The organism is Kitasatospora sp. NPDC058046 (genome assembly GCF_042885595.1).
Lineage (GTDB): Bacteria > Actinomycetota > Actinomycetes > Streptomycetales > Streptomycetaceae > Kitasatospora.
The window spans coordinates 103,344-127,870 of sequence record NZ_JBHVRS010000002.1 but is presented as its reverse complement, the minus strand read 5'-3'; the positions used below and the strand labels follow the sequence as shown (position 1 = coordinate 127,870).

16 protein-coding genes are annotated in these 24,527 nt (G+C 75.1%); 4 read left to right on the top strand and 12 right to left on the bottom strand.

The window, feature by feature from the left end:
- Positions 1-115: 115 nt before the first annotated feature.
- The gene (locus ACFVU7_RS04585; RefSeq protein ID WP_388044284.1) at positions 116-2,281 is read right to left on the bottom strand and encodes an N-6 DNA methylase; all 2,166 of its coding nucleotides are present in this window, start codon (positions 2,279-2,281) and stop codon (positions 116-118) included.
- Between the two features lie 245 nt (positions 2,282-2,526).
- Here ACFVU7_RS04585 and ACFVU7_RS04580 point away from each other — a divergent pair, with 245 nt between their 5' ends.
- Positions 2,527-3,117, top strand: a complete 591-nt coding sequence (locus ACFVU7_RS04580; protein WP_388044283.1) for a DUF4352 domain-containing protein — start codon at positions 2,527-2,529, stop codon at positions 3,115-3,117.
- Positions 3,118-3,255: 138 nt separating this feature from the next.
- Here ACFVU7_RS04580 and mfd read toward each other — a convergent pair whose 3' ends face one another.
- The 6 genes from mfd to ACFVU7_RS04550 all read right to left on the bottom strand — a co-directional run bounded on the left by mfd (position 3,256) and on the right by ACFVU7_RS04550 (position 15,463).
- On the bottom strand, positions 3,256-6,885 hold the full coding sequence (gene mfd, locus ACFVU7_RS04575) for a transcription-repair coupling factor (RefSeq protein ID WP_387829908.1): 3,630 nt from the start codon (positions 6,883-6,885) through the stop codon (positions 3,256-3,258).
- Positions 6,886-7,611: 726 nt separating this feature from the next.
- Entirely contained in the window at positions 7,612-8,976 is a 1,365-nt protein-coding gene (locus tag ACFVU7_RS04570) for a hypothetical protein (protein ID WP_388044281.1), read from the bottom strand.
- Between the two features lie 265 nt (positions 8,977-9,241).
- A complete protein-coding gene (locus tag ACFVU7_RS04565; RefSeq protein WP_388044280.1) occupies positions 9,242-11,902 on the bottom strand; it encodes an SUKH-4 family immunity protein in 2,661 nt (886 codons plus the stop codon).
- A gap of 103 nt (positions 11,903-12,005) precedes the next feature.
- Entirely contained in the window at positions 12,006-13,007 is a 1,002-nt protein-coding gene (locus ACFVU7_RS04560) for an SMI1/KNR4 family protein (protein WP_049660184.1), read from the bottom strand.
- 138 nt (positions 13,008-13,145) lie between these two features.
- Positions 13,146-14,306 carry a DegT/DnrJ/EryC1/StrS family aminotransferase gene (locus ACFVU7_RS04555; RefSeq protein WP_388044279.1) on the bottom strand — a complete coding sequence of 387 codons (1,161 nt, stop codon included), beginning with the start codon at positions 14,304-14,306 and terminating at the stop codon, positions 13,146-13,148.
- Positions 14,303-15,463, bottom strand: coding sequence for a Gfo/Idh/MocA family protein (locus tag ACFVU7_RS04550; protein ID WP_079271916.1), 1,161 nt, complete (start codon positions 15,461-15,463; stop codon positions 14,303-14,305). The genes ACFVU7_RS04555 and ACFVU7_RS04550 overlap by 4 nt, the downstream gene beginning before the upstream one ends.
- A 387-nt stretch (positions 15,464-15,850) precedes the next feature.
- Here ACFVU7_RS04550 and ACFVU7_RS04545 point away from each other — a divergent pair, with 387 nt between their 5' ends.
- Complete coding sequence (locus ACFVU7_RS04545; RefSeq protein ID WP_388044278.1) at positions 15,851-16,312, top strand: YwqJ-related putative deaminase; 462 nt, start codon at positions 15,851-15,853, stop codon at positions 16,310-16,312.
- 76 nt (positions 16,313-16,388) lie between these two features.
- Positions 16,389-16,916 (top strand): SUKH-3 domain-containing protein, encoded by a 528-nt coding sequence (locus tag ACFVU7_RS04540; RefSeq protein ID WP_049653631.1) that lies wholly within the window; start codon positions 16,389-16,391, stop codon positions 16,914-16,916.
- 67 nt (positions 16,917-16,983) lie between these two features.
- Here the strand turns inward: ACFVU7_RS04540 and ACFVU7_RS04535 are convergent, their stop codons facing one another.
- Positions 16,984-18,252 (bottom strand): sensor histidine kinase, encoded by a 1,269-nt coding sequence (locus ACFVU7_RS04535; protein ID WP_049653628.1) that lies wholly within the window; start codon positions 18,250-18,252, stop codon positions 16,984-16,986.
- A 259-nt stretch (positions 18,253-18,511) separates the two neighbouring features.
- On the opposite strand from ACFVU7_RS04535, the gene ppc reads away from it, so the two are divergent.
- Positions 18,512-21,316: a phosphoenolpyruvate carboxylase gene (ppc, locus tag ACFVU7_RS04530; RefSeq protein ID WP_049653627.1), complete on the top strand. Its 2,805-nt coding sequence runs from the start codon at positions 18,512-18,514 to the stop codon at positions 21,314-21,316.
- Between the two features lie 67 nt (positions 21,317-21,383).
- On the opposite strand, the gene ACFVU7_RS04525 is transcribed toward ppc, so the two are convergent.
- The 4 genes from ACFVU7_RS04525 to ACFVU7_RS04510 all read right to left on the bottom strand — a co-directional run bounded on the left by ACFVU7_RS04525 (position 21,384) and on the right by ACFVU7_RS04510 (position 24,383).
- Entirely contained in the window at positions 21,384-21,707 is a 324-nt protein-coding gene (locus ACFVU7_RS04525) for a hypothetical protein (protein ID WP_143204483.1), read from the bottom strand.
- A 145-nt stretch (positions 21,708-21,852) separates the two neighbouring features.
- The gene (gene pth, locus ACFVU7_RS04520) at positions 21,853-22,431 is read right to left on the bottom strand and encodes an aminoacyl-tRNA hydrolase (RefSeq protein WP_388044276.1); all 579 of its coding nucleotides are present in this window, start codon (positions 22,429-22,431) and stop codon (positions 21,853-21,855) included.
- 108 nt (positions 22,432-22,539) lie between these two features.
- Entirely contained in the window at positions 22,540-23,127 is a 588-nt protein-coding gene (locus tag ACFVU7_RS04515) for a 50S ribosomal protein L25/general stress protein Ctc (RefSeq protein WP_049653621.1), read from the bottom strand.
- 278 nt (positions 23,128-23,405) lie between these two features.
- On the bottom strand, positions 23,406-24,383 hold the full coding sequence (locus ACFVU7_RS04510; RefSeq protein ID WP_049653615.1) for a ribose-phosphate diphosphokinase: 978 nt from the start codon (positions 24,381-24,383) through the stop codon (positions 23,406-23,408).
- Positions 24,384-24,527 lie beyond the last annotated feature (144 nt).

The following is a 24,527-nucleotide window of genomic DNA, read 5'->3' as shown; positions in this document are numbered from 1 at the left end:
CCGTCCACCGGAGCGGACGCGACGCCTACCCGAGGACGGGCCCCGGGGCGGGACCGGTCGTCCACGTCGGAGCCGCACGCCGCCTCGGGGTGCGTGCACCGCTGGGAGGTGTGCCCTACTCCGGCGGCGCCAGGGCGCCGGTCGCCAGGGCGTCGGTGGCGGCCCGGGTGAGGCCGCGGCCGAGGGCGGCGGCCTGGGTGAGGGCGGCGTCGAAGGCGGCGAGGCGGGCGAAGGCGGTGCCGAGGCGTTGCTGGGCGGGGAGGGGGAGGCGGGGCAGTTCGACGCGGCGGATGTCGAGGCGGGCGGTGGTGGTGGCGTGGCTGGCGGCGCGTCGGGTGCCGGCGGTGGAGCGGAACTGGCCGGCCAGGAACTCGGGGTCGAGGGCGGCGGGGTCGGGCCGCAGGAGGTGGAGTTGGCGGCCGAGGGCGGCGCCGACCAGCGGGCCCTCGGCGGGGACGACCCGGGCGGTGCCGCCGCCGAGGGCGGGGACCAGGACGTCGCCGGGGCGGGTGCGGACGTCCCCGGCCGGGCCGGGGCCGGTGGCGAGGACGGCGCTGGGGGCGGCTCCGGTGGCGAGGTCCTGGTCGGTGACGACGGGGGTGCCGCCCGAACCGGCCGGCCGGGTGGCGGCGCCGGTGCCGGAGGAGTACACCTCCAGCGCGCCGCCGCGGACCAGCTCGCCGATGGTGACCACCCCGACGGGCGCGACACCGGAGGCGCCGTCGGTCGCGGCGCCCGGCCGCGGCAGCAGCGTGACCGGGTCGGGCAGGTCGGCCAGCAGTTCGGCGAGCCGGCCGCCGAGGTGGGAGAGTTCGGCCGCGCCGCCGAGCGGGGCGGCGGGCGGGACGTGCCGGGCCGGGGAGAGGTCGGTCTCGTCGTCGAGCAGGTCGATGGCGGCCATCACCCGGTGGACGCCGGGGCGGTCGGCGGGAACGGGCAGGCCCTCGCGCGCGGCGAGGTCGAAGCCGCGCCAGGCGTCCAGGACGGTGCGGCGCAGCCCGGTCCAGTCGACCTTGTCCCGGCCCCCCTCGGCGGCCTGCGCCCCGGCGGCCCCGCCCGGTCCGGTAGGTGCCGGGCCGGAGGCCGACGCCCCGGCGTCCAGCATCAGCACCTGGCGGAAGTCGCTTCCCGGCAGGGGCGCGCGCAGCACCCACAGGTGCAGCGGGACGCCGTACGGCGGGGCGGCGCCGGCCGGCAGCGCGATGACGGCCCGCAGCGCGCCGGAGCGGAGCAGTTCGGCCCGGATGCGGCGGCCGGCCCGGCGGGCGGCGACGGTCGGCGGGAGCAGCAGCGCGGCGAGGCCGCCGGGGCGGGTGTGGGCGAGGCAGTGCAGCACCCAGGCGAGTTCGGACTCGCCGCGCGGCGGGACGAGCCCGCCGGGCCAGCGGGTGTCGTACTGCAGCTCGTCGTGGCCCCAGTCGCGCTCGTTGTACGGGGGCTGGCAGAGCACCGCCTCGAAGGTGTCGCCGGGGAAGCCGTCGGCGCGCAGGGCGTCGCCGGCCCGCAGGTCGAGCGGCAGCGGGCCGGGCTCGTCGGCGGGGGTGTGCAGGGCGATCCGGAGCCGGGCGAGGGCGGCGGCGACCGGGTCGGCGTCCTGGCCGTAGCGGCCGGTGGTCGGCGGGTGGGCGAGCAGGACGGAGCCGAGGCCGACGGCCGGGTCGAGCACGGTGGCGGGGACGCCGGCGACGGCGGCGAGCAGCTCGGCGGCCTCCGGCGGGGTGGGGCTGAGCTGGCGGGTGTTGGCCTCGGCGTACCGGGTGAGCAGCTGCTCGTACGCGCCGACCGGGCCGGCCTGGGCGGCGAGTTCGGCGAGCAGCCGGGCGAGGTCCAGCTGGGTGCTGCCGAGCAGGCCGGGGAGGCCGAGGGTGCGGGCGCCGTCCGGGCCGAAGGCGTGCACGGCGGTGCCGGCGACGGCCCGGGGCAGTGCGAGGGCGAGCCGGGTGTCGGGCCGGTCGGCGAGTTCGGCCCACTGTCCGGGCTCGCGGTGCAGCAGCAGGAGCAGGGCGCCCGCCTCGACCAGCGGGGCGGCGGGGTGGCCGGCCGGGTCGCGGAGAGTGTCGACGAGCTGCCAGACCCGCTCCAGCAGCGGGAGTTCGGCGATCTTGCCCTGGGCGCGCAGCCAGGACTCGACCTCGGCGAGCGCGAAGGCCGGGCTGGCGTCGGTGCCGCCGACCGGGCGCGGGAAGTCGGGGTGGCGGCGGCGCCAGTTACTGACCGCGGCCCGGCCGACGCCGGCCAGCCGGGCGATCTCGGCGGCGGTCACTTCGGGACGGTCCGGCACGGGGGCTCCTTCGGTGGGGGGCTGCGACCGCACTGCGGGCGGGGGCTGGGCGCCGGGCCTGGGGCGGGCGGCTCGGGGCTGTGACCGCACAGCATAGCGACGAGCCTCTCGATCCCAGTTCACACGTGAACAGAGCTCTTTTGTGAAATCGCATTGACATGGTTCACGCCCGAGTGGTGTGATCTCTCCGTCGCCACCGAACGGGGGCGGCGCCAGGAAGACCACCGATCACCGGGAGAACACCCATGTCCGCGACCACCCGCCGCCGCACCGCCTCCCTGCTGCTGGGCGCCGCCCTGATCACGCTCACCGCGACGGCGTGCAACTCCACCGGCGGCCCGTCCGTCGCCACCGAGCCCAAGCAGAGCGCCGCCGCGAGCGCGCCCGCCGGCGGCGGCAAGCCGGCCGACGCCCCCAAGGTGGCGCAGGTCGGCGACACCATCCCGCTCAAGGGCAACGACCCGGCCGACACCGCCGAGGTGACGCTGGTGAAGGTGGTCGACAACGCCGAGGCCGACAACGAGTACGTCCACCCGGCCGACGGCAAGCGCTTCGTCGCGGTCCAGTTCCGGATCAAGGCCAGCGGCAAGAAGGCCTACAGCGACGCCCCGGGCAACGGCGCCAAGGTGCTGGACGCCCAGGGCCAGGCCTTCGGCACCACGGTCGCCGACACCAAGGCCGGCCCGAGCTTCCAGGTCCCGGCCAACATCGCTCCCGGCGAGAGCGCCCTCGGCTTCGTCACCTTCGAGGTCCCGAAGGACGTCAAGCTCGACAAGGCCCAGTTCGGCCTGGACAGCGGCTTCGCCCCGCAGACCGGCCAGTGGAAGATCGGCTGACAGCCCTGTTCACAGCCGCGGCCCCGCCCCGCCCCGCTCAGGCGGACGGACAGGCAGGCGGACAGGCAGGCGGACAGAAACGAAACGGCGGCCCCGGGCAGAGCCCGAGACCGCCGTGGACCACCCGAGGAGCGGACGCTACTTCTTCGCCCCCGCCAGGTCGTCGAACATCGCCGACAGGAACTCGCTGCACCAGCCGAGCAGCTCCCGCCCGACCAGCGGCTTGCCGCCGATCCGCCCGGTGCTCGGGCGCGGCACCAGCAGCTGCTGGGCCGCCGCCTTCACCTGGCTGCGCGGGTAGAGCCGGTTCAGCCGCAGCTGCTGGGACTCCCGCAGCTCCACCGGCCCGAAGCGGACGTTGGAGCCCTGGAGGGTAATGTCCGAGATCCCGCACCGCCGGGCGTACAGCCGCAGCGCCGCGACCAGCAGCAGGTTCTCCACCGGCTCGGGCAGCTTGCCGTAGCGGTCCACCAGCTCGTCCCGGACCTGCTGGATGTCCTCCTCCGAGTTGACCGCGGCGATCGAGCGGTACGCCTGCAGCCGCAGCCGCTCGCCGGGCGCGTAGTCGTGCGGCACGTGGGCGTCGACCGGCAGCTCGATCTTCACCTCCAGCGGCTCCTCCTCCGCCTCCCCGCCGCCGGCCAGCGACTCGCGGAACTCCGCCACCGCCTCGCCGACCATCCGCATGTAGAGGTCGAAGCCGACGCCCGCGATGTGCCCGGACTGCTCGCCGCCGAGCAGGTTGCCCGCGCCGCGGATCTCCAGGTCCTTCATCGCGACGTACATGCCCGCGCCCATCTCGGTGTGCTGGGCGATGGTGGCCAGCCGCTCGTGCGCGGTCTCGGTGAGCGGCTTCTCCGGCGGGTACAGCATGTACGCGTAGCCGCGCTCGCGGCCGCGGCCGACCCGGCCGCGCAGCTGGTGCAGCTGGGAGAGGCCGAAGGTGTCGCCGCGCTCCACGATCAGGGTGTTGGCGTTGGAGATGTCGATGCCGGACTCCACGATCGTGGTCGACACCAGGACGTCGAACTCCTTCTCCCAGAAGTCGACGACGACCTTCTCCAGCTGGGTCTCCCCCATCTGCCCGTGCGCGGTGGCGATCCGCGCCTCGGGCACCAGGTCCTTCAGCCGGGCGGCCGCCTTGTCGATCGACTCCACCCGGTTGTGGATGTAGAACACCTGGCCCTCGCGCAGGAGTTCACGCCGGATCGCGGCCGAGATCTGCTTCTCGTCGTACGGCCCGACGAAGGTCAGCACCGGGTGCCGCTCCTCCGGCGGGGTGGTGATGGTGGACATCTCGCGGATGCCGGTGACCGCCATCTCCAGGGTGCGCGGGATCGGGGTCGCGGACATGGTGAGCACGTCCACGTTGGCGCGCAGCTTCTTCAGCTGCTCCTTGTGCTCGACGCCGAAGCGCTGCTCCTCGTCGACGATGACCAGGCCGAGGTCCTTGAACCTGGTCTCGGAGGAGAACAGCCGGTGGGTGCCGATGACGACGTCCACCGAGCCCTCGAACAGCCCCTCCAGGACGGCCTTGGCCTCGCTGTCGGTCTGGAAGCGGGACAGCGCCTTCACCGTCACCGGGAAGTTGGCGTAGCGCTCGGCGAAGGTCGAGAAGTGCTGCTGCACCAGCAGCGTGGTCGGCACCAGCACCGCCACCTGCTTGCCGTCCTGCACGGCCTTGAACGCGGCCCGCACCGCGATCTCGGTCTTGCCGTAGCCGACGTCGCCGCAGATCAGCCGGTCCATCGGGACGGACTTCTCCATGTCGGACTTGACCTCGGCGATGGTGGTCAGCTGGTCGGGCGTCTCCGCGTACGGGAAGGCGTCCTCCAGCTCGCGCTGCCACGGGGTGTCCGGGCCGAAGGTGTGGCCGGGGGCGGCCATCCGGGCCGAGTACAGCTTGATCAGGTCGGCGGCGATCTCCTTGACCGCCTTCTTGGCCCGCTGCTTGGTCTTCGCCCAGTCCGCGCCGCCGAGCCGGTGCAGCGTCGGGGCCTCGCCGCCGACGTACTTGGTGACCTGGTCGAGCTGGTCGGTCGGCACGAACAGCCGGTCGCCGGGGTGGCCGCGCTTGGCCGGGGCGTACTCCAGCACCAGGTACTCGCGGGTGGCGCCCTGGACGGTGCGCTGCACCATCTCGACGTACTTGCCGACGCCGTGCGCCTCGTGGACGACGTAGTCGCCGGCCACCAGCGCCAGCGGGTCGATCGCGTTGCGGCGGCGCGAGGGCATCCGGCGCATGTCCTTGGTGGAGGACTTCTGGCCGGACAGGTCGGTCTCGGTGATGACCGTGAGCTTCAGGTCCTCGTCGACGAAGCCGTGCTCGATCGAGCCGCAGGAGACGTGGACGACGTCCCGGGTGGGCGCCTCGGCGAGGTCGGCGACCAGGCGGGCCGGGATGCCCTCGTTGCCCAGCACCTCGGCGAGCCGGGAGGCCGGGCCGTGGCCCTCGGTCACCATGACGACCCGCCAGTCGGCGGCCAGCCGCTCCTTGGCGTCGGCGATCGCCCGGGCGGTGTCGCCCCGGTAGGCCTCGACGGCGTGCATGCCGAGGGTGAGCGTGTTGGCGTCGAACTCCAGGATGCCGTCGACCGTCGACTCGCTGGTCGCGAACGGGCTGACCGACCACCAGGGCAGTCCGATCTCGGCGGCGTGCTCGCGCACCTCGGCGAGCGAGCGCAGCGAGGCGGCGGAGACGTCGATGGCCTCCAGGTCGATCGGCCGGTCCCCGCCCGCCGCGGCCGCGACCCAGGACGCGTGCAGGAACTCCTGGCTGGTCGCGACCAGGTCGGCGGCCCGGGTGCGGACCCGCTCCGGGTCGCAGACCACCGTGACGGAGCCGAGCGGCAGCACGTCCAGCAGCAGCTCCATGTCGTCCACCAGCACCGGCGCCAGCGACTCCATGCCCTCGACCGCGATCCCCTCGGCGATCCGGTCGAGGATCTCGGCCAGCCCGGGGTGTTCGGCGGCCAGCTCGGCGGCCCGGGCCCGCACCTCGTCGGTGAGCAGCAGCTCCCGGCAGGGCGGCGCCCACAGGCCGTGCTCGGCGATCTCCAGCGAGCGCTGGTCGGCGACCTTGAAGTACCGGACCTCCTCGACCTCGTCGCCCCAGAACTCCACCCGCAGCGGGTGCTCCTCGGTCGGCGGGAAGACGTCCAGGATGCCGCCGCGGACGGCGAACTCGCCGCGCTTCTCGACCAGTTCGACGCGCGCGTAGGCGGCGGCGGAGAGCCGGCGGGCCACCTCCTCCAGGTCGTACGACTCACCGCGCCGGACGGCCACCGGCTCCAGCTCGGCCAGTCCCTTGACCTGCGGCTGGAGCACCGAGCGGACCGGGGCGACGATCACCTGGACCGGCCCCGCCGCCGGGTCGTCCGCCCGCGGGTGCACGATCCGGCGCAGCACGGCCAGCCGGCGCCCGACGGTGTCCGAGCGGGGCGACAGCCGCTCGTGCGGCAGGGTCTCCCAGGCCGGGAACTCGGCGACGGCGTCGGCGGGCAGCAGCGAGCGCAGCGAGGCCGCGAGGTCCTCGGCCTCCCGGCCGGTCGCGGTGACGGCGAGCACCGGACGGCCCCGTTCCCCGGCGGCCTGCCCGGCGAGCGCGCGGGCCAGCGCGGCGATGGCGAACGGCCGGGCGGCGGGCGGCCCGACCAGGTCCAGGTGGCGGCGTCCGCCGGCCGCGGCTCCGGCGGCGGTGGCCGCCTCGATGGCCTCGGCGAGCGCCGCGTCCCGCGCGACGACATCGAGCAGTCCGGTCAGACTCATCTGGGGTCTCTTCTTCGTCCCGTGGCTGGTGCTGTCCCGGGGCGGCGAAGGCCCGCCGGGGCAACGCGAACGGCCCGGCACGCCGAGCGGCCGGGGGTCTCCAGCCTACGCCGCGGCACGGACACGCACGCGGTCCACGGCTCCGGCGGGGCCGGACCCGAGCCGGACCGGGGACCTCGCCGGGACCGCGCCGGGACCGCACCGGGGCCCGGGGTGTCGGCCCCCGCCCCGGGCCGGCCCCAAGTTTTGTCAGGAACACATCCGGGAACGAACGGCTGGACGGACCACCGGTCCGGCCGGTGGACGAACCGACCGGAACCCGCACCGAACCGGGCACGGCCATCCGCCACGAACTGGACATACTCCTGTCACTGGCCGTCCATGGAGATCGCGCACCATGGTGAACGTGCCCGCCGCACCCAACCGTGGGGGATGGCTGTGGGGGCACTGTCGCACCCCCGATGGGGGTCGGAGGTGCGAGGCCGGGCGGCCCTGGGTGGGGGCGCCCGCCCAAGCGCCGGGAACCGTGGCGCCCTTTCCTGGAGGGCGCCACGGGTCTCGGCCTCTTTCGTTCCCGGGGCCTACCCCGTCGGCCGCCGTCCTATCCCGAACCCGGCCCCCTGTTCCGCCCCCGCCCCGGCACGACCGGCACCCCGGCACGACGAAGGCCCCGGCCCGCCCGGTGGGGGCGGTCGGGGCCTTCGCGGCGCGCGGTCGGGCGCCCGGTCAGCGGCGGTTGTAGCTCACCGTGTGCGGGGTCGCGTAGTCGCTGCCGTCGTCCACGATGATGATCTTCGGGACGATCCGGGTCTCGTCCTCCGACGGCTTCCCGGCGCCCTTCTCCGCCGCGGCCGTCCCGTCGGCGGTCCCGTCGACCGTCTCCTCGGCGGGCGGCGCGGCCGGCTTCGGCGGCACCGGGCCGGTCGCCACGGGCCCGCCGATGGCCCTGGTGGCACTGCTGCCGACCACCGGCGTCCGCAGGACGGTCGCCGCCCCCTCCCGGGCGGCGGGGGCCTTGGCCCCGGCCGGAGCCGCGGGGGCCAGGGCCTTGCGCAGGTTCGCCACCGGGATCTCCCCGGTGTCCGCCTCCGAGTCCACCGGCGCGGCGTCGACGACGGCGTCCGCGACGGCGTCCCGCGGCGCGGGGGTCGTGGCGGCCGCGCCGGAGGCCTGGACGGCCGCGGCGGCCGCGGCCGCCACCCCGGGCTCGATCTGGCCGACCGCCGCCCCGGTGAGCGAGGCCAGCGTGGCCTTGATGTGGTCCAGGTGCTGCTGCACCGTGTCCAGCCGGGTGTCGAACTCGCGCTGCTCGCGCTCGCTCTCCGCGTTGATCTTCTCGGCCTCCCGGCGGGCCTGCTCGATCAGCTGGTCGGCCTTGGCCTGGGCGTCCGTCTCCAGCTGCTTGATCCGGTTCAGCACGGTCTCCCGCTGCTGTTCCGCCTCCTTGACCCGGCGCTCGGCGGTCGCCGAGACCTCGGTGTCCTCGGCGTCGGCCTTGGCCTGGGCGGCGGCGAAGGTCTCGTCGGCCTTGCGGCGCCGGGTGGCCAGCTCGGCCTCGGCCTGCTCGCTGGCCTCCGCGGCGGCCACCCGCACCTTGGCGGCGTAGGCGGTGGCGGCGTCCCGGGCGGAACGGCTCTCCCGGTCGGCGTCGGACCGGATGCCCTCGGCCTCGGCCCGGGTCCGCTCCTCGGTACGGCGGGCGGCCGCGTCGGCATCGGTACGGGTCGTGGTGCCGTACTCCTTGGCGGCGCGGTCGGCGGCCTGGCCGGCCTCGTACACCTCGTCCCGCAGGTCCTCGGCGAAGCGCTCGGCCTTCTCCCGGACGGCGCGCGCCTCGTTCTCGGCCATCGCGGCCAGTCCGGCGGCCTGCTCGCTGAGCACCTGGTAGTCGGGCTCCGGAGCGTCCTCGGCGGTCCGGCGGATGTCGGCCAGTCGGGCCTCCATCTGCCGGATGCCTGCGCCCAGGACGCTCAGCCGCTCCCACGCCTCGTCACGCTGCGCGGTGAGGGCGGCCAGGGCTCGGTCGACCTGCTCGGGCACGTAGCCACGGCGGGCCTGGGTGAAGCCGTACTGGGGGACGGCGTCGCTCATGGGCTCTTCCCCTCGTTTCGCGGGCTGCGGAGCCCATGATCGGACGGAACGGACGGATCCGGAACCGGTTCGGAGGCCGGGGCCGGATTCCGCCGTCGTACGGACCGGAATGTGTCGAGGACCGGACGAATAGACCCATCCTCTTGACCTATTTTGCGCAGATCCGGGCGAAACCCCAACGAGGCACGGCTGCGTCGGCATGCCGAAGGGGTCGTTCCGGACACCGGAACGACCCCTCCCACCTGCGAGGATCAGCGACGACCCGCTACAGCAGGCCGTCCCAGAACTGCTCCAGCAGCACGGCCCACCACGTGTCCGCGTTCTGCAGGGCCGCCGGGTCGATCGCGGCGAGCTGGGCCTGGAAGTCGGTCGTCCATCGACCGGCCTGGTCCGGCGTCAGCCCGTACCGGAGCCGCCACATCCGGCCCAGCAGGGCCAGCGAGCGGACGAACTCCGGTACACCGCTGTTGACGAACCGGGGCGGCTGGCCGGTTCCATCGATGTCCACGGCCACCACGTGCGCGGTGCCGTACTGGACGCACAGCTGGCGGCCGTAGTCGTTGCCCAGCACCAGGTAGCCGCCGAAGTCCGGGCCCGCGGCGAGGCCGCGCTCGGCGGCCAGCTCGGCGAGCGTCGGGATCGGACGGCCCTCCTGCGCCTGCGCCCAGAAGAACGGCCCGAAGTCGCGCGGCAGCCCGGCCCACATCAGGGTCTGGGACACCGGCTCGGGCACGCCCTGGCGGGAGACGGCGCGCTGCTCGTAGCGGAACAGGTTCTGCCCGAAGGCGGCCCCGGTCTCCTGGGCGAGCTGCTGCGGCGGCAGCGGCGGCAGCGCCTGGACCGTCCCCGGCGCGGGCGGCGGCACCCGGAACGGGCGGACCCGCTGGGCGCCGGACGCCAGCTGGTGCAGCTCGTCCAGGTGGTCGAGCAGCTCGGCCATCCCGGCCTGCCGGGAGGCGTGGTCGCGGCCGTACGGGGCGGTGTGGGTGAGCCGGACGTTCGGCCAGGACGCGGCGATCATGCGGTTGCAGTAGCCGCCCGGCAGGTCGCAGGACTCCAGCTCGGTGTAGAGCTCCAGCACCTGCTCCGGCGGCACGTTGAGCCGGCGCAGGTCCTGGAGGATCTTCCACTCCGGGTGCGGGGTGCCGGGCTCGCTGCGGTGCAGCAGCTTCTGCTCCGAGCCGTCCGGGCCCCGGTAGCTGAGCGCGGCGAAGTACCCCGGGCCGACCGCGGGCACGCCCGGCGGCACCGGCGCGGGCGGCGGCGAACCGGGCACCACCGCCGGCGGGACGACCCCGGCGGCGCCGGGCGCGTTCGGGTAGCCGTAGCCGGCCGCGGGCGCGGCGGGGGCCGCCGGACCGCCGGGCGGCGGCGGGACGGCGGGGCCGCCGGACGGCGGGGTGCCCGGGTCCGCCGGGGCGCCCAGCAGCGCCGGGTCGATCGCGCCCGCCAGCTGGGTCGCCTCGTACGACGGACCGGACGCGGCCGGGCCGGCGGCCGGCGCACCCTGCGGGGCCACCGGGGCCTCGCCGCCCCGCAGGCCCGCCGGGGGCGGGGGCGGCGGGGCGGAGGCGGCGCCACGACCACCGGGGTGGGCGGCGGGCGTGCCGGAGCCCGGGGTGTGCTTCAGCCCGGCGGGCGGAGGCGGCGGCGGACCCGAACCCGCACCGCGCCCCAGCCCGGCGGCGGGGCCGGGGGAACCGGCGGGGCCACCGCGCAGCGCGGCCGGCGGGGGCGGCGGCGGACCCGAACCCGCGCCACGGCCCAGCCCGCCCTGCGGCGCGGCGGCCTCCGGGGCGCCGGGAGCCGGGACACCGGGGGCCGGAGCGCCGGGCAGGCCCGCGAGGCCGGGCAGGCCGCCGGGCGGGGCCAGCATCGTCGGCGCGTGCTCCACCTGCGGACCACCGGCGGGCGGACCACCGGCAGGCGGGGCCACCGGGGCACCCGGCAGGCCCATCAGCCCGGGCATGGCGTCCGGCGAGGCGAGCAGCGTGGGCGCCGGCTCGGCGGCCGGGGCGGGCGCCGGCACTGGCGCCGGTCCCGGGGCCGGCGGCGCGACGGGCGGCGCCGGGGGCTGCGCGGCGGGCGGCTGGGCGGCGGGCGGCGGGACCGGGGGCATGCCGTAGCCGCCACCCGTCGGCGGCATCAGCATGGTCGCGGCCTCGGCACCCGCCGGCGCGGCGGGCTCGGGCAGGTCCGAGCCGGTGGTCCGCAGCCCTTCGGACATCAGGACGGTCGCGGCCTCGCCCTCGACCGGCGGCCGGCCGGGCACCCCAGGCGCGACGGGCGCGACGGGAGCCGCGACCGGCGGCACCGGCGCGACGGCCGGCTCGTCGTGCCCGGCCGGCGGCGCGAGCATGGTCGGCGCGTCCCCGGCGGGCCGGTCGGAGACCGGCGGCTCGGTCAGCACGGCCGGCCCGGGCCGCGGCGCCGCGGCGGGCGGCTCCTCGACGGGCGCGACAGCCGGAACGGACGCGGGCGCGGCAGCGGCGGCAACAGCGGCCGGAGCCGTCCCGAGCCGCTGCGCCTCCGCCGCGATCGCCGCGGCCCCCGCCTCCTGGAGCCACTGCGGCGGGCTGAGCAGGAACGAGGTCGCCTCCACCGGCCCGGGCGCGGGCTTCGCCGCCCCCGCCGGGTTGGCCGCCACCGGCCGCCCGTAGACCTCCTCGTACTGCCGGACCACCTCGTTGACGGGCAGCGCGGGCCAGAGCGTGCTGGCGCCGGAGTCCCGGGCGATCACCAGCCGCGCCTCCCCCGAGCCGCCGCCCGCACCGCCCGAGCCGTCGGCAGGGCCCGTGGGCGCCACCGCCCAGCAGACGAAGCCCAGGTCGAACTCCCGGACCCGCACCTCGCGCTGCTGCGAGCGCGGCACCCCGCCGTTGATCCACTCCTCGGCGAGCTCCTGCGCCTGCGCGTACGTCACCACGCCCGGTTCACCCCTGTCCGCATCCTCTTCGTCCCCCGTTCCACCGCGACCACCTCGGCCACCGACACCACCGCGAGCACCACGAGCACCGCGCCCACGCGCCTCAGCCGACCGGGACGGCCCGGGCGAACCCGCCGTCCACCATCAGCTCCGCGACCGTCTCCAGCTCCGGCGGGCTGCCGGCCAGCCGGAGCAGGAAGGCGTCGAAGTCCTCGCCGCAGGGCAGCAGCAGCCGGGCGCAGCGGTCCTCCGGCGCCTCCGGGCCGCCGGCGTCGCGGGCGTCGTCGTACAGGTGGAACCAGACCGAGCCGGTCCGCTCGCCGCGCACCTTGAGCGCGACCAGGCCGCCCTGCGCGTAGGCGATGCCCAGGTAGTCCTTGGTGAGGTGGTCGCGCAGGCACTTGTTGGCGTACACGACGTCGTCGGTGCCGTACTCCTCGGTGAGCGTCAGGAACGGCTGGTCGAGCAGCAGTCCGAGCTCGGTGTCCAGCGCCACGCCGACCGGGGCGCGGCCGCCGCCCAGCTTGAGGAAGGTGCGGTAGGCGTCGGGCAGCCGGTAGCCGAGGCGCTCCTCGGCGCGCTGCACCAGGTCCTCGGGGACGCCGATCGGGTCGCCGCCGTCCCCGGCCAGCGAGAAGTGCACCGGACGGCGCTCCTGCAGCGGGCGGGTGCCGCGGCGGGTGTGGTCGGCGGCGGAGGTGGCCAGGCCGCCGTGGTGCCGCAGCAGCGCCTTGACCTCGACCGGGACGAGCTCCATCCGCCGCCAGCCGGGGGCGGCCCGGCCGACCGCGTGGTGCCAGGTCCAGCCGGGCGGGGTGGCGACGGCGGTCGGGAGGTCCGCCCAGAGCGGGTGGCCCTGGGTGTAGAGCGCGGCGTTGGCCGAGACGTAGTCGGTCAGCCGCAGTTCGTCCACGCCGAAGCCCGCCGGCGGGTCGGCCACCTCGGCCGCGGCGGCGGCGTACGGACCGAAGTCCGGGAAGCCGTACTCGTCCACCCTGACCCCGGCGGGGTGCCGCTCCGCGCGGACCGGGTCCGGGAACTGCACCACCTGACCTGCGTACGCCGCGTTCGGTGCGGCGGCGACGCCGGGCCGACCTGTCGTCATCTGGGAGCCCCCACTGGCTGCTGCAAAATACGGTGCTTGCTGGGCACCAGCCTAGGGCCTGCCCTCAACCCCCGGTCAGCCAGGCGGACGACGGGCCCCTGCCCCGGAGAGCCCGGAGCGCGGGCAGTGCCCCCGCCGTCACAGCCGCCCGCCCAGCGCCCGCGCCAGCGCCTCGGCCACCCGCAGCTGCCGGGCCTCGGTGAGGTGCGGGTGCAGCGGCAGGCTGAGCAGTTCGCGGGCGGCCCGCTCGGCGACCGGGAACGTCCCCTCGCGGTGGCCGAGGTGACGGAACGCGGGTTGCAGGTGGACCGGCACCGGGTAGTGCACCCCGGCGCCGATCCCGGCGGCGTGCAGCGCGGCCAGCACCGCGTCGCGGTCCCGACCGGGGCCGATCCGCACCGGGTACAGGTGCCGGACGTGCTCGTTGCCGGGCGCGGTACGGGGCAGGGCGAGTCCGTCCAGCCCGCCCAGCAGCGCGTCGTAGCGGGCGGCGGCGGCCCGGCGGGCGGCGTTCCAGGCGGGCAGCCGGCGCAGTTTGGCGCGCAGCACGACGGCCTGCAGCGCGTCCAGCCGGGAGTTGCAGCCGAACCGTTCGTGCCGGTACCGGTCGCGGGCGCCGTGGTCGCCGGTCAGCCGGACGGCGTCGGCCAGGGCGTCGTCGTCGGTGAGCACCGCCCCGGCGTCACCGTAGGCGCCGAGGTTCTTGCCCGGGTAGAAGCTGGTGGCCGCGATCCGCCCGTACCAGGTGCGCCCGTGCTGCCGGGCGCCCTGGGACTGCGCCGCGTCCTCCACCACCGGACGGCCGTCGGCCGCCGCCAGCAGCGGGCCCATCGGGGCGAGTTGGCCGAAGAGGTGGACGGGCAGCAGCGCGACCGCGCCGGGCAGTGCGGCGGCGGCCCGTTCCGGGTCCATCAGCAGGTACTCCGGGTCGGCGTCGACGAGCACCGGGCGCAGCCCGGCCCGCAGCACCGCCTCGGCGGTGGCGACGAAGGTGTTGGCGGGCAGCACCACCCCGCCGCCGGGCGGCAGGTCCAGGGCGCGCAGGGCCAGTTCGAGCGCGTCGGTGCCGTTGGCGGCGCCCACGCAGTGCCGGACGCCGACGAAGGCCGCGTACTCCCGCTCGAAGGCGGCCACTTCGGGGCCCTTGACGAAGGCTCCGGAGGCGAGCACCCGGTCGAAGCCGGCCCGCACCTCCTGCGCCACCTCGGCGTGCGCCGCCGCCAGATCGACCAGCGGAACGCCGTCCCCCGCCGCACCGCTCCCCGGGACGCCCCCCGAACCGTGCACCACCCCGCTCACCGCGCCTCCGCCCCGGCCCGGACCGCCGCGCCCACCGGCACGGTGACCCCGCCGAGTTCGAGGCTGAGCGAGGCCGCCTCCAGCAGCTGCAGCACCCGCACCCCGGCCCGGCCGTCGGTGAGCGGGGCCCGGCCCTCGGTGATGGCGGCGGCGAACTCGGCCATCACGTTGCGCAGCGCCTCCTGCTCGACCAGCGCCGGCGCGACCATCTCGCCGACCCGGTAGGAGATCAGCGCCCGGTGCCGGATCTCGTCGGTGAGCTGGTCGGGCGGGGTGAGGTCGACGCCCCGGTCGTGCACCGCCAGCCGGGCCTGCGGGTTGAGGTCGTCCCAGACCAGGGTGCGCCGCGAGCCGCCGATCAGGGTGGTGCGGACCTTGGTCGGGGAGAGCCAGTTGACGTGGCAGTGCGCGAGCGCGCCGTTGCTGAGCCGGACCGTCAGGTACGCGACGCAGGCGCGGCCGGCCCCGATCGGGTCGGCGCCCTGGGCGGACACCCCGACCGGTTCGACCCCGGGCGGCAGCACGAAGTCCAGGATCGACAGGTCGTGCGGGGCGAGGTCCCACAGCACGTCGACGTCCGGCTGCACCAGGCCGAGGTTGATCCGCACCGAGTCGAAGAACTGGACGTCCCCGATCTCCCCGCCGTGGACCAGCTCGCGGATCCGCCGCACCGCCGGGGTGTAGCAGAAGGTGTGGTCGCACATCAGCACCAGCCCGCGCCGCTCGGCCAGGTCGACCAGCTCCTCGGCCTCGGCGGCGGAGGTGGTGATCGGCTTCTCCACCAGGACGTGCTTGCCGGCCTCCAGCGCCGCCCGCACCAGCGCGTAGTGGGCGCCCGCCGGTGTGGCCACCGCGACCGCGCCGACCCGTTCGTCCGCCAGCACCCGCCGGTAGCTGGCGGTCGCCCCGACGGTGCTGTACTCCCCCAGCACCGCGCGGGCCTTGGCCTCGTCCAGGTCGCACAGCCAGTGCAGCCGCAGCGCCCGGGTCTGCTGCGCGTTGCGGACCAGCTTCGGGCCCCAGTAGCCGGCCCCGACCACGGCCAGCCCGACGGGGCGCTCGGGCACCGGCCGGGGCGGCTCGTCCGGTGCGGGTACGTGGCCGCCGGGTGCCTGGTTGGCGGCCTGCCAGTGGTCGTCCTGCGGTTCCGACGTCATCGCACGGGCCCCTTCGCTCAGCGCCGGGGTGGGCGGCAGGCCCTCCCCGGTGGCCTCAACGTCCGGCGCGGGCACGGGAGTCGGGCCCGCCCGGCGGTTGCTCCGCGCGGTCGGCCGCGTCCCCCTTCGGCTCGCTGCCGGAACGGTACCGGCCGCGTACCGGCCTCCGGGGCCGTTTCGGTAAATCGGCGGACAAGTCGTGACGGACGCGTGCGCGTTCGGCCAGCATCGGGTGACCGCCGGGCCGGTCCGTGGCGCCACCGGCCGCCGCCGCACCCCGGTTGCGCGGTTGTCAGTGCCGTTTGACAGGCTTGCCCCTGAACAGGCTTGCCCCGGACGGGCCCGGTCACTCCGGCCGACACCGGGTTACCAGGAGGAGGACGACGGATGACCACCGGTGAGCCGGCGGGCCCGCCCGTGCTGCGCCACCACCGCGACAGCCTGCTGCCCGCCGTCGCCGCCGCGCTGTCGCTCAAGGGCGGCGAGGTGCACACCCTGGCGGGCGACAAGGACCCGCGCCGCCCGGTGCTGCACCACCTGGTCGCCGATTTCCTGGACGCCCTGCCGACGGAGGCCCGCGAACGGTTCACCGGCCGCTGCCCGGAGGCCGTCCTGCTCTCCCAGCACCTGGCCACCGTCGACGGCCGGCGCTCCAAGCGCGCCGCCCGCAAGCCGATGACGCTGCACGAGGCCCGCAAGGCGCTCAAGGGCTCCCGGATGACGACCGTCCGCATCCGCGAGGAGGGGGATCCGGCGCACGGCAGCCACGCCCCGCCCTGCCGCTCCTGCGCTCCGATGCTGGAGCACTTCACCGTGCGCAGCGTCGCCGTCGGGCCGCCCGCGCACTGACCGCCCGCGCACCGGCCGGCCGAGCCGCCGACACGTCCCCCGTCCCCCAGCCCTGGAGCCCGCCCTGAACCCGCCCATCCCGCCCGCACCGGCCACCCTCTCCCCCGCCGGCGCCCGGACCCGCCCGCGCTTCCCCGCCGACGTCGCCGCCGAGCTCAAGGCGGCCGGCTGGCACCCCGGCCGCTGGCAGATCCGGCAGGCCGAGGAGTGGGCCGACGCCCTGGTCGGGTACGGCGCGCCCACCGGTGTGACGCACGCGGTGTTCCCGGCGGCGGTGGAGGCCTGGGCCGAGTTCGGCGGCCTCGCCTTCGACCTGTCCGGCCCGGGCCGCCAGCTGGCCCGCACGCCGTTCCTGATCGACCCGCTGTGCGGCCTGCACCAGCCGCGCACCCTGCTCGACCTCGGCCGGGCGCTGGGCACCCGGCTGGCCCCGCTCGGCGAGGAGGCGTACGGGCAGGCGCTGCTGGCCGTCGACGAGGAGGGCCGGGTCTACAGCCTGGACCACACCGGCGAGTGGTTCCTCGGGCACGGCATCGACCAGGCGGTCTCCGCCCTGGTCCTGGGCACGGCCCCGGAGCGGCTGCGGACCCCGGACGAGTACTGACGAGTACTGACGGGCACCGAGGCGTACGGAGGAGGAGCACCGGGAGCGCCGGAGCACCGGGCCCGGCTCAGCGCAGCCGCTCGGCCCGCACCGCCAGCCGGGACGGCAGCACCGCCTCGATCCGGAACCCGCCGTCCGCCTCCGGCCCGGAGGAGAAGGTGCCGCCCAGCGCGATCACCCGTTCCCGCATCCCGACCAGCCCGTTGCCCCCGCTGGGCAGCTTCGCCGCGCCCCGCTCCCCGCCCGGGCAGGCGTTCACCACGGCCACCCGCACCCCGTTCGGCGCGTACGAGAGCAGGACGGACACCTGGGCGCCGCCCGCGTGCTTGTGCGCGTTGGTCAGGCCCTCCTGGACGACCCGGTAGGCGGTCTGCTCGGCCTCGCCGGTGAACTCCTGCCGGCTGCCGCTGACCGTCAGGGTCACCGCCATCCCGGCCACCCGGGACTGGTCCACCAGCCGCGGCAGCCCGGCCAGCGAGTCCGGCTCCGGCTGCCGCTCGTCGTCCATCCGCAGCACCCCGAGGATCTCGCGCAGTTCGTTCAGCGCCTGCCGGCCGACCTCGCCCATCAGCTTGGCGCTCTGCGCCGCCTTCTCCGGGTCCTTGCCGACGATCCGCTCCAGCGCCCCGGCGTGCACCACCATCAGCGACACCCGGTGCGCCACCACGTCGTGCATCTCCCGGGCGATCCGGGTGCGCTCCTCCAGCCGGGCCCGGCGGGCGCGCTCCTGCGCCTGCTCGGCCAGCAGGTCCAGCTCGGTCTCCAGGCCGTGCGCGCGGTCCTTGAGCGACTCGATCAGCCGCCGCCGCGCGCCGACGTACAGTCCGGTCAGCACCGGGGCGACCGTCAGCCCGACCGCCACCAGCAGCGACAGCAGGATCTGACCCCACAGCGGCGGCGGGTCCACCGGCCCGTCCCCGGGCGTCATCAGCGACACCGCCATCACGGCGGCCGCCTCGGCGAAGGCCAGCGCGGACAGCGCGACCACCCGGCGGCGCCGCGAGGGCCACTCCCAGGTCGACGCCAGCGTGTACAGCGCCACCACCAGCAGCACCACGCCCAGCATCCCGGGCATCACCAGCAGCGTCACCAGCACCGGGACGGCCGGCCAGCGCCGGCGCACCACCAGGGAGCCGCCGGCCAGCGTGCCGAGCACGGCTATCCCGACCGCTCCCGCGGTGCTGACGTGGATCCGGGCGGAGAGGAAGGCGATCGTGCTGGCCGCGCACTCGACGGCGGCGAGCAACGCCAGCCCGATGTCCAGGAAAGCGCTGCGCGGCCGCTTCCACCACAAGAACGACCGGACCGGCACGCGCTCCCCAGGCGAGTTGCTCATGCCCCACAGCGTAAGCGGCAACCCCCTCCCCTCCCCACCGGGATCTCCCCGTACACCCCCCTAGGCCGTCAAGTGGTCCAGACCACAGGTGGTTTTCGGCAGCCCTGTCCGCCATCCGGCCACGTCGCGGACAGCACCCTCCCCGACACCTATGCTGGTCGCGTCGGACAGCGCGGTCCGCACGCGTCACACCCGCCACACGCGTGTGGACCTGTGACGATGAGCCGTTGCCGAACCCCACCACCACAGGGAGCCAGCCGTGACCGCTCCGGTCCCCACCCCGGCGGACAGCCCCACGCCCGTCGTCGCCGATCCCGACAACGCCGCCCTGCGTGCGGACATCCGCCGCCTCGGCGACCTGCTCGGCGAGACGCTGGTCCGCCAGGAGGGCCCCCAGCTGCTGGGCCTGGTCGAACAGGTCCGCCTGCTGAGCCGCACCGACGGCGAGGCCACCGCCGAACTCCTCTCCGACATCGACCTGGACACCGCCGCGAAGCTGGTCCGGGCGTTCTCCACCTACTTCCACCTCGCCAACGTCACCGAGCAGGTGCACCGCGGCCGCGAGTTCGCCACCCGCCGCGCCCGCGAGGGCTCGCTGCTCGCGCAGACCGCCGACCTGCTCGCCGAGGCCGACGCCAAGCACCTCCAGGACACCCTGGCCCACCTCGCGGTCCGCCCGGTCTTCACCGCGCACCCCACCGAGGCCGCCCGCCGCAGCGTCCTCAACAAGCTGCGCCGGATCGGCGAACTCCTCGACCGCATCCACCGCGACGAGGTCACCTCCGGCCTGGCCGCCGCCGACCAGGCCCGCACCAGCAGCGCCAAGCGCTCCGCCGACCGCCGCCTGGCCGAGGTCATCGACCTGCTCTGGCAGACCGACGAGCTGCGCATCGCCCGCCCCGAGCCCACCGACGAGGCCCGCAACGCCGTCTACTACCTGGACGAGCTCTACCGCGAGGCCGTCCCCGAGGTCCTGGAGGAGCTGCACGAGGAGCTCGCCCGGGTCGGCCTGAGCCTGCCCGACGGCGTGCGCCCGCTCACCTTCGGCACCTGGATCGGCGGCGACCGCGACGGCAACCCCAACGTCACCCCGCAGGTCACCTGGGACGTCCTCAACCTCCAGCACGAGTACGGCATCAAGGACGCGCTCGCCGCGATCGACGACCTGCGCAACACGCTCTCCACCTCCGAGCGGCTGGCCGGCGCCTCGGTCGAGCTGCTCGCCTCGCTCAACACCGACCTGCACCTGCTCCCCGAACTCAGCCCGCGCTACAAGCGGATGAACGCCGAGGAGCCCTACCGCCTCAAGGCCACCTGCATCCGGCTCAAGCTGGAGAACACCCGCGAGCGGCTGGCCGGCGGCACCCCGCACGTCGAGGGCCGCGACTACCTCGGCACCCGCGAGCTGATCGCCGACCTGCGGCTGATCCAGGACTCGCTGCGCTCCCACCGCGGCGAGCTCATCGCCGACGGCCGCCTCGCCCGCGCCATCCGCACCGTCGAGGCCTTCGGCCTCCAGCTCGCCACCATGGACGTGCGCGAGCACGCCGAGGCCCACCACCACGCCCTCGGCCAGCTCTTCGACCGGCTCGGCGAGGAGGCCTGGCGCTACGCCGACATGCCCCGCGAGTACCGGCAGAAGCTGCTCGCCAAGGAGCTCCGCTCGCGCCGCCCGCTCGCCCCCACCCCGGCCCCGCTGGACGAGGCCGGCACCAAGACCCTCGGCGTCTTCAACACCGTCCGCCAGGGCTTCGAGCGCTTCGGCGACGAGATCGTCGAGAGCTACATCATCTCGATGTGCCAGGGCGCCGACGACGTCTTCGCCGCCACCGTGCTGGCCCGCGAGGCCGGCCTGATCGACCTGCACGCCGGCATCGCCAAGATCGGCATCGTGCCGCTGCTGGAGACCACCGACGAGCTCCAGCAGGCCGACCGCATCCTCGACGAGATGCTCTCCGACCCGTCCTACCGCCTGCTCGTCTCGCTGCGCGGCGACGTCCAGGAGGTCATGCTCGGCTACTCCGACTCCTCCAAGTTCGGCGGCATCACCACCTCCCAGTGGGAGATCCACCGCGCCCAGCGCCGGCTGCGCGACGTCGCCCACCGCTACGGCATCCGGCTGCGCCTGTTCCACGGCCGCGGCGGCACCGTCGGCCGCGGCGGCGGCCCCTCGCACGAGGCCATCCTGGCCCAGCCCTGGGGCACCCTGGAGGGCGAGATCAAGGTCACCGAGCAGGGCGAGGTCATCTCCGACAAGTACCTGCTCCCCTCGCTGGCCCGGGAGAACCTGGAGCTGACCCTCTCCGCCACGCTCTCCGCCTCCGCGCTGCACACCGCCCCGCGCCAGGCCCCCGAGTCGCTGGCCCGCTGGGACGCCGCGATGGACCAGGTCTCCGAGGCCGCCCACACCGCCTACCGCGGCCTGGTCGAGCAGGAGGACCTGCCGAAGTACTTCTTCGCCTCCACCCCGGTCGACCAGCTCGCCTCGCTGCACCTGGGCTCCCGCCCGTCCCGCCGCCCCGACTCCGGCGCCGGCCTGGACGGCCTGCGGGCCATCCCGTGGGTGTTCGGCTGGACCCAGTCCCGGCAGATCGTCCCCGGCTGGTACGGCGTCGGCTCCGGCCTCGCCGCCGCCCGCGCGGCCGGCCTCGGCGACGTGCTGGACGAGATGTACGGCGAGTGGCACTTCTTCCGCAACTTCCTGTCCAACGTCGCCATGACGCTGGCCAAGACCGACCTGCGGATCGCCCGCCACTACGTCGAGCAGCTGGTGCCCGGCGAGCTGCACCACGTCTTCGACGAGATCAAGGCCGAGCACGCGCTCACCCTGCGCGAGGTGCTCCGGCTCACCGGCGAGAGCGAACTGCTGGAGCACAACCCGGTGTTGAAGCAGACCTTCGCCGTCCGCGACGCCTACCTCGACCCGATCTCCTACCTCCAGGTCGCGCTGCTGCGCCGCCAGCGCGAGGAGCTCTCGGCCGGGCGCCAGGACGACCCGCTGCGCGCCCGCGCGCTGCTGCTGACCGTCAACGGCATCGCCGCCGGCCTGCGCAACACCGGCTGACGGCCGGCCCGAGAACGGCCGAGGGCCGGTGTCCCGTCGGGGACACCGGCCCTCGGCCGTGAGGTTCCTACTCCGCGGTCTCGCCCGCGCGCTTGCGCTTCAGCCACAGCGCCGCGCCGCCGGCCGCGACCACCAGGCCGCCGCCGACCGCCAGCAGCCCCGCGTCGGGGCCCATCGAGTCACCGAGCACCGGGCCGAACTGCGCCGCCGCCGGCTCCGGGGAGACCGCCGGGTCCGACTCGGCGACCGGCTCCGCGTGCGCCACCGCACCGCCCGACAGCAGGACGCCGGCCACCCCCAGTGCACCGGCCGTACCGACCCGCCGGCCGAGCCGCCTCAGCTCGACCCCCCGGCTCCACCGCACTCGGCGGTCCGGACGCAATTCCCGCATCGAGAACTCCCCAGGACTCGTTCGCGTACCAGGCCGACGCTATCCGATCCCGCACAGGTTTCTCACACCGATTCAGGTTTGACGGGCCAAGCGTTGTACGACCGTTGCGTACCCCGCACAGGGTCCTGACGGATGGTCAGGAGACTCAGGAGTTGTACGTCCCCTGGGCCCGCTCCAGCCCCTCGGACAGCAGCGCCTCCACCGCGTCCGCCGAGCGGTCCACGAACCACTCCAGCTCCTTGCGCTCGGTCGCGGAGAAGTCCTTCAGCACGAAGTCCGCGACCTCCATCCGGCCCGGCGGACGGCCGATCCCGCAGCGCACCCGGTGGTAGTCCGGGCCCAGCGACTTGGTGATCGACTTCAGCCCGTTGTGGCCGTTGTCCCCGCCGCCCAGCTTCAGCCGCAGCGCCGCGTAGTCGATGTCCAGCTCGTCGTGGACGGCGACCAGCGCCGAGGCCGGCGCCTTGTAGAAGTCGCGCAGCGCCGTCACCGGCCCGCCGGAGAGGTTCATGAAGGACATCGGCTTGGCCAGCACCACCCGCCTGCCCGCCAGCCGTCCCTCGGCCACCTGCGCCCGGCTCTTGTGCGCCTTGAACCTGGCACCCATCCGCTGCGCCAGCAGGTCCACCACCATGAAGCCGATGTTGTGCCGGTTCCGGGCGTACTGCTCCCCGGGGTTGCCCAGCCCGACCACCAGCCACGGGCCCTCGTACTCGTCCGCCATGCCGTCCTTCCTCTCCTTCGCGCTCGTCGTCATCATCCCGGACACGCCGCTGCCCCGGGCGCTCCGACGGGAGCGACCGGGGCAGCGGTCCGACTAACGGGGCGAGGCTCAGGCCTCGGTGCCCTCGGCCTCGGCGGCCTCGTCCTCGGCCGGGGCGGCCTGGGCGCCGATGACCTGCAGCACGACGGCGTCGGCGTCGACGGCCAGGGTGACGCCGGCCGGCAGGACGATGTCCTTGGCGTGGATGGCCGCGCCGGCCTCCAGGCCCTCGACCGAGACGGTGACCGACTCGGGCAGGTGGGTGGCCTCGGCCTCGATCGGGAGCGCGTTCAGGACGTGCTCCAGCAGGTTGCCGCCGGCGGCCAGCTCGCCCTCGGTGTGGACCGGGATCTCGACGGTGACCTTCTCGCCGCGCTTGACCAGCAGCAGGTCGACGTGCTCGATGGTGCGCTTGATGGCCTCGCGCTGGACGGCCTTCGGCAGGACGTACTCGTCCTTGCCCTCGATCGGGACGACCAGCAGGGCGTTCGGGGTCTTCAGGGCCATCATCAGGTCGTGGCCGGGCAGGTTCAGGTGAACCGGGGCGTGGCCGTGGCCGTAGACGACACCGGGGACGAAGCCGGCGCGGCGGGCGCGACGGGCGGCACCCTTGCCGAACTCGGAACGGGTCTCAGCGGCAATACGGATCTCGGACACGACTGCACTCCTCGTGGAAATGGCGCGGGGGTGCAGGCAATGCGAAAACCGCCGGGACCACACCCTCAGTACGTTCGGGGGTCACTCGGCGGCAACGGCCTGCCGGTGGACGGGAGTCCGGCACCGGCAGCGCGTCGATCACGGAGCGGGCACCCGGCAAGCAGGCGCACGGCATCCCTCGCCGAGCAGTTTCACGAGTCTAACCGCACGAGCGGCCTCCCGCGAAATCGGCGGCGGCCCCGGCCCGTCCGGACCGGGGCCGCCTGCACGGGCCTTCGTCAGTGCACGCCCTCGAAGAGGCTGGTCACGGAGCCCTCCTCGAAGACCTCGCGGATCGCGGCGGCGATCGACGGGGCGATGGACAGCGTGGTGATCTTGTCCAGCTGGATCGAGGCCGGGGTGGGCAGCGTGTTGGTGAACACGAACTCGCTCACCCGCGAGTTCTTCAGCCGGTCCGCGGCCGGGCCGGAGAGCACACCGTGGGTGGCGGCCACCACGACGTCCGCGGCGCCGTTGTCGAACAGCGCGTCGGCCGCGGCGCAGATGGTGCCGGCGGTGTCGATCATGTCGTCGACCAGCACGCAGACCCGGCCCTTGACGTCACCGACGACGTCGGCCGACAGGATGGTGTTGGCCTGGGTGATGTCGCGGCGCTTGTGGATGATCGCCAGCGGGGCGTCCAGCCGGTCGCACCACTGGTCGGCGACCTTCACGCGGCCGGCGTCCGGGGAGACGACCGTCAGCTTGTCGCGGTCGACCTTCCCGCCGATGTAGTCGGCCAGCAGCGGCAGCGCGAACAGGTGGTCCACCGGGCCGTCGAAGAAGCCCTGGATCTGCGCGGTGTGCAGGTCCACGGCCATCAGGCGGTCGGCGCCGGCCTGGCGCAGCAGGTCGGCGACCAGGCGGGCCGAGATGGGCTCGCGGCCGAGGTGCTTCTTGTCCTGGCGGGCGTACCCGTAGAACGGCAGGATCGCGGTGATGCTCTTGGCGGAGGCCCGCTTCAGAGCATCGATCATGATCAGCTGTTCCATGATCCACTGGTTGATGGGAGCCGTGTGGCTCTGCATCACGAAGCAGTCCGCGCCGCGCGCGGAGTCCAGGAAGCGGACGTAGATCTCGCCGTTGGCGAAGTCCAGGGCCTTGGTGGGGACCAGCTCGGTCCCGAGCGCCTCGGCCACCTCCTTCGCCAGCTCCGGGTGGGCACGGCCGGAGAAGAGCTTCAGCTTCTTCTCACCCGACGTCGTGATCCCGCTCACTGCACCGTCTCCTCGCGTTGCGAACGCTGAACCCTCGACCCGGTGGCGGGCAGGCAGGGCCCGCTCGCGGTACGGGTTGGGGAATTGTCGGTACGCCTGGACACGGGCGGTAAGCCCTGTGGCGCACGTATGTCCCCAAGGTTA

What these genes read in the sequence shown, in the direction of transcription:
- ACFVU7_RS04580 (WP_388044283.1), top strand. Translation starts at nt 2,527, where the DNA reads ATGTCCGCGACCACCCGCCGCCGCACCGCCTCCCTGCTGCTGGGCGCC.
- mfd (WP_387829908.1), bottom strand. Translation starts at nt 6,885, where the DNA reads ATGAGTCTGACCGGACTGCTCGATGTCGTCGCGCGGGACGCGGCGCTC.
- ACFVU7_RS04570 (WP_388044281.1), bottom strand. Translation starts at nt 8,976, where the DNA reads ATGAGCGACGCCGTCCCCCAGTACGGCTTCACCCAGGCCCGCCGTGGC.
- ACFVU7_RS04560 (WP_049660184.1), bottom strand. Translation starts at nt 13,007, where the DNA reads ATGACGACAGGTCGGCCCGGCGTCGCCGCCGCACCGAACGCGGCGTAC.
- ACFVU7_RS04550 (WP_079271916.1), bottom strand. Translation starts at nt 15,463, where the DNA reads ATGACGTCGGAACCGCAGGACGACCACTGGCAGGCCGCCAACCAGGCA.
- ACFVU7_RS04545 (WP_388044278.1), top strand. Translation starts at nt 15,851, where the DNA reads ATGACCACCGGTGAGCCGGCGGGCCCGCCCGTGCTGCGCCACCACCGC.
- ACFVU7_RS04535 (WP_049653628.1), bottom strand. Translation starts at nt 18,252, where the DNA reads ATGAGCAACTCGCCTGGGGAGCGCGTGCCGGTCCGGTCGTTCTTGTGG.
- ACFVU7_RS04525 (WP_143204483.1), bottom strand. Translation starts at nt 21,707, where the DNA reads ATGCGGGAATTGCGTCCGGACCGCCGAGTGCGGTGGAGCCGGGGGGTC.
- pth (WP_388044276.1), bottom strand. Translation starts at nt 22,431, where the DNA reads ATGGCGGACGAGTACGAGGGCCCGTGGCTGGTGGTCGGGCTGGGCAAC.